Genomic DNA, 5,003 nt, shown 5'->3' with positions numbered 1-5,003 from the left:
TCGAGCTCGTCCCAATTCCAGGATTACCTCGACCATGGGGCGCGCTCGCCCTACGCCGGCATGTTCCTCACGGAGGACGACGTCTACCCGGGCGGGATGCGCGACGTCGACCGCGACGCGCTATTCGTCATCGGCGCCGACCTGCCCTTCGTCGAGTGTGCGCTCGGCGACGGGCGTCGTCAGCGCCTGTGGGCGACCTTTACCGAACGCCAGATCGACCTGAACCCGGCCCACCCGCAAACCGAGGCCTACCTGGACGCGGTGCTCGCCAAGTTGGCGCAGTCCGGCGCGCGACGGGTGCGGCTGGACGCCGTCGGCTTTACGGTGAAAACGGCGGGCACCAGCTGCTTCCTGACGCCGCAGACCTTCACGTACATCGATCATCTTTGCCGCAGAGCCCACGCCCTGGGGCTCGAGGTGCTGGCCGAGACCCACACGCACTTCGAACGCCAATGCGAAGTCGCCGAACACGTCGATTGGGTCTACGACTTCGCCCTCGGGCCGCTACTGCTGCACAGCCTCTTCGAGGGCACCGGCGAGAGCCTCAAGCGTTGGTTCGCGATGAGCCCGCGCAACGCCATCACCGTGCTCGACACGCACGACGGCATCGATGTGGGCGACGTCGCCGCCGATCGCCTGGCCCCACATCGCCCCGGATTGCTGGATGACGACGCCATCGACGCCCTGGTGGCCAAGATCCACCACAACAGCGGCGGCGTCAGCGCCCGCGCCTCGGGCGCGGCCGCCGGCAACGTGGACGTGCACCAGATCAACTGCACCTACTACGAGGCGCTTCGCCGCGACGACGAGGCCTATCTCGCCGCACGCCTGGTGCAGCTGTTCGCGCCGGGCATCGCACAGATTTACTATGTGGGTCTGCTGGCCGGTACTAACGATGAGGCTGGGTTTGCGCGCAGCGGCGTGGGCCGCGACGTCAACCGTCGCTACTACTCGCGCCAGGAAGTGGAAGCCGACCTCTCGCGCCCCGTGGTGCAACGACTCATGAGCATGATCCGCTTGCGCAATGATCACCCCGCGTTTCGCGGCACCTTCGAGGTGCGCGACTCGCCGGACCACACCCTCGTGTTGCGGCGAGCCTTCGGCGACTACTGGGCGCAGGCCCACGTCGACTTCCGCACGGCCTCCTTCGAGGTGCGTTGTTCCCACCCGGAGACCTTCGCCCCATGACCCTGCGGATCGGACTGCTAGGCGCATCGCGCATCGCCCCGGAGGCGATCCTGACTCCCGCCGCCACCATGGACGATGTGGTGGTGACGCGGGTGGCCGCACGCGCGCCGACGCGCGCGGAGCAGTTCGCTGCCGAGCACGGGCTCGCCGGCATCGAGCGCGACTACGCGGCCCTGGTGCGCAGCGAGCACGTCGATCTCGTGTACAACGGCCTGCCGCCCCACGCGCACCTGGAGTGGACCCTCGCCGCCGTCAGCGCGGGCAAGGCCGTGTTGTGCGAGAAACCCTTCGCCATGAACACGGCCGAGGCAGCACGCATGGTGCGCGCCGGCCAGGACGCCTCCCAGCCGGTGATCGAAGCCTTCCACTACCGCTTTCATCCCCTGATGGATCGCACGCTCGCGCTTCTCGAGGCAGGCGTGATCGGCGAACCCACCCGCCTCGAGGCCCACTTCGACGTGCCCATTCCCTACCGCCCCGGCGAGCTGCGGCATACGCTCAAGGTGGGCGGGGGCGCGCTGATGGACCTCGGTTGCTATCCGGTCCATTGGGTGCGCACGATCATGGGCGCTGAGCCCGCCGTACGGGAGGCACAGGCGGTGCAGGAGCGTCCCGGCGTCGACACCTCCATGCGCGCCGTGCTCGACTTCGACGGCATCCCCGCCACCGTGTCCTGCTCCATGGATGCGAATCTCCCACCGAAGATCAGCGCTCGTCTGCACGTGGAAGGCACCGGCGGACACCTCACCATCGACAATCCCATCGCTCCCCACCAGGGCCATCGGCTGAGCTGGCAACCACGCAACGGCCCGGCACAATCCGAGCAAGTGCCCGGCCACTCCACCTACTGGCACCAGCTGCGCCACGTGAAGGCGGTGCTGGAGGGAACTGCCGCGCCCATCACCGGGGGCGAGGACGCCACGGCCAACATGGCGACCATCGACGCCATCTACACCGCGGCCGGGATGACCCCGCGCGGCGGCGGCCAGCAGGCGCCATGAGCATCGCCATCGTCGGCGAAGCGCTCATCGACTTCATCGCCGCAGACGCTGACACCTACCGCCCCCACCTCGGTGGCTCGCCCTTCAACGTCGCCATCGGCCTCGCGCGCCAGGGCATGGACGTGAGCTACCTCTCGCCCTTGTCCAACGATCGCTTCGGCGACCAGTTACTGGAGGCGCTGCAGCGGGAGGGCGTGAAGGCGATCAATCCGCGGCGCTCGCCCTGGCCTACCTCCCTGGCCCTGGTCACCGTGGCGGCGGATGGCGCTCCCAGCTATCGCCTCTACCGCGAAGGCATCGCCGACAAGGACACCACCTTCGAGGGGTTGCGCGATCTGCTCCCCGACGCCCTGCGCGTGTTTCACACCGGCTCCCTCGCCATCACGCCGAGCCAGCTACCCAAGCTAAGGCAGCTGTTCGCTGTGCTTCGCGAGCGGGGCGCGCTAATCAGCATCGACATCAACATTCGCCTCGGCGCCAGCGTCGACACTGAGGCCTACCTCGCCGGGGTGCGTTCCTTGTTCTCGTGGTGCGATGTGATCAAGGCGAGCGACCAAGACCTCGAGGCGATGCAACTCGCCGCCACACCGCGCGAGGCCGCCGCAAAGGTACACGAGGAGATGGCGGACGGCGGCATCGTCGTGCTCACCGAGGGCTCCGGCGGAAGTCTCCTGATCGACGCTCAGGGACAGCTCGAATGCCCGGCCTACGCGGTGGCCCAGGTCGAGGATACGGTGGGCGCCGGCGACACCTTCCACTCGGCGTTTCTCGCCGGGCTGGTGCGCGCCGACGCGATCAGGAACGGCAAGGTGCACCTGGCGCGTGAGGCCCTCGCCGACCTGCTGGACACCGCCTGTGCGGCGGCCGCGATCAACGTTACCCGACGAGGGTGTTCACCCCCTACGGCGCAAGAGGTTGCTCGCTTGCGCGCGCAGGCGCGCCCCACCCGGGGCTCAACCGCACCACAAAAGAACTGATGCCCCGGACACCGGGAGGCCTGAGCGAGGTAAGGCCGCCAGCACCGGGGCACCACCACCGGGAAGAGGGGGGAGTACGCCCCCATCCATGGGGGCGCGAACATCTTCCCTCGCGGGTGTTGGGCCCACGTACTGCTCTAGGCGCAGGCGACGGGGAAACCGGCTCACGACTGCCCCGGGCGGGGTCGGCGGGCTACTGCTGGAATTGCTCCGCGCCGTAGTCCGGGCATTGCTCCACCGGAGTCGGCAGTTGGGTGACGGACTGGGTCGGTGTCCAGCACTCGTCGAACACCGAGCAGAAGCAGACGTCCACGTCGATACGCTCGCGGTTGTCGAGGATGACTGCGACCACCTTGGGATCTCGCGATTGGAACACCTCGATGAGTTCACCGGAGCGCACGAGGCGTCCGGCGATCTGGCTTTGCCCGTAGCGGTAGCTTTCCCCGGCACTGAGGGCGCTCAGCATGGTGCCCCAATCGCTCGCGGCGACGCCGTCCACCCGCACCCGCATCGCCCGCACCCGCGCCGGCCCGATGCCGTTGTTCACCGCCAGGAAGGTGAAGCGCGGCTCGCCGCCCGACTCGTTGTAGCTCTGAGCGAAGACGAGGTCCGGTAGCACGCTCGCCAACTGCTGCTTACGCACCGCGTCCGTCTCGGTCAGGGCGGCCCACAGGGCAACGGCGCCGGTGAACAGGCCCGCCAGGGCGAGGATCGTCTGCAGCACAGAGATGCGCACGAAGATCCGCTCGGCGCGCGACAGGTTCTGCTCGGACTCGGACTCATCGAACATGCGGGGCACGGGTTAGTAGGGGCGATGGAGCGCAGCTTACGGCAGTCGCCCGAAGAGCCCAACCCGATGCGCTTCGCGCCGGTGCGCTGGCGCCGTCAGAGAGGTGACGTCGAGTTCCCCGTCGGGGTTGAGGTCGAAGCGGATGCTCTTGCCACCGCTGACTTCGTGGAAGTATTCGAATCGGCGTAGGCGGCGAGAGCCGCTCGGACGAGCAACCGATCTGCGCCGCACCTGATCGATGGAAACTCGCCATCCCACTGCATGCAACGTTGACACACGCAGTAAAGCACGCGTTTGGGTGACCACCGGAATCCTATGGGAGGGGAACGCGCACCGCACATTGAGCGTTCCCCTCTCGGCCGGCAAGCCGTTGGCGGCATCCACGACAGGGGCCGCCCTTCAAAGCCGCGCCCTGGCCGCATAGACAGGGCGAGAGGACTCGCGGATGATGAGCGGCTCGCGTCGCTTCGCCCCGGAAGGACCCCACCGTGAGCCAAGAGCCTACCTCCAGCCACGCCCTGACCGACGCGGAGCTTCGCCAGGCCATCGACGGCTGCGACCGCGAGCCGATCCACATCCCTGGCACCATCCAACCCCACGGCTACCTCATCGGGGTGGATGCAGAGCGCACGATTTGCTTCATGAGCGACAACTGCGCAGCGCTCTTCGAGCGCCCCCTGACGGAACTTGTCGGCCTATCGGCGGCCGGCCTAGTACCCGCGCAGGACATCGACGGACTCGAGCAAGCACTCGCAGGCACCCAGGCGCTCACCACCAGCTACCGCGAGATCCAACTCAGAGACGGTCACGGCGGATTCCCCGTTCTCAATGAGGTTGTCGATGCGGTGTCGTCACAGGGCTACAAGCGAGAATCCGTTTGGGCGGTCCGTCTCGCCCTCGACGAAGCGCTGGTCAATGCCGTCAAGCACGGCAACAAAAGCAACCCGGACAAATTAGTCCATATCGATTGCCGTGTCGATGATCAGGCGATGATCATCCAAATCGAAGACGAGGGCCAGGGTTTTGTGCCTGACCAATTACCCGACC

At 67.3% G+C, this 5,003-nt stretch carries 5 protein-coding genes; 4 read left to right on the top strand and 1 reads right to left on the bottom strand.

Annotated elements, in window-relative coordinates; all coding sequences use genetic code 11:
- The 3 genes from AAF184_24660 to AAF184_24650 form a co-directional block, all read left to right on the top strand.
- Positions 1-1,188 (top strand): sucrose phosphorylase (locus tag AAF184_24660; GenBank protein ID MEO0425549.1); only part of this gene is annotated, 1,188 nt, incomplete at its 5' end.
- Complete coding sequence (locus tag AAF184_24655) at positions 1,185-2,189, top strand: Gfo/Idh/MocA family oxidoreductase (GenBank protein MEO0425548.1); 1,005 nt, start codon at positions 1,185-1,187, stop codon at positions 2,187-2,189. The genes AAF184_24660 and AAF184_24655, both read left to right, overlap by 4 nt.
- Entirely contained in the window at positions 2,186-3,166 is a 981-nt protein-coding gene (locus AAF184_24650) for a carbohydrate kinase (GenBank protein ID MEO0425547.1), read from the top strand. The genes AAF184_24655 and AAF184_24650 overlap by 4 nt, the downstream gene beginning before the upstream one ends.
- Positions 3,167-3,359: 193 nt before the next feature.
- Here the strand turns inward: AAF184_24650 and AAF184_24645 are convergent, their stop codons facing one another.
- A complete protein-coding gene (locus AAF184_24645; protein ID MEO0425546.1) occupies positions 3,360-3,956 on the bottom strand; it encodes a hypothetical protein in 597 nt (198 codons plus the stop codon).
- A gap of 488 nt (positions 3,957-4,444) precedes the next feature.
- Here AAF184_24645 and AAF184_24640 point away from each other — a divergent pair.
- Positions 4,445-5,003: ATP-binding protein (locus AAF184_24640; GenBank protein ID MEO0425545.1), on the top strand; the 559-nt coding region annotated here is incomplete at its 3' end.

The organism is Pseudomonadota bacterium (assembly GCA_039815145.1).
Lineage (GTDB): Bacteria > Pseudomonadota > Gammaproteobacteria > Steroidobacterales > JBCBZW01 > JBCBZW01.
The sequence above is the reverse complement of the archived record's forward strand: the minus strand, read 5'-3'. Positions and strand labels throughout refer to the sequence as shown.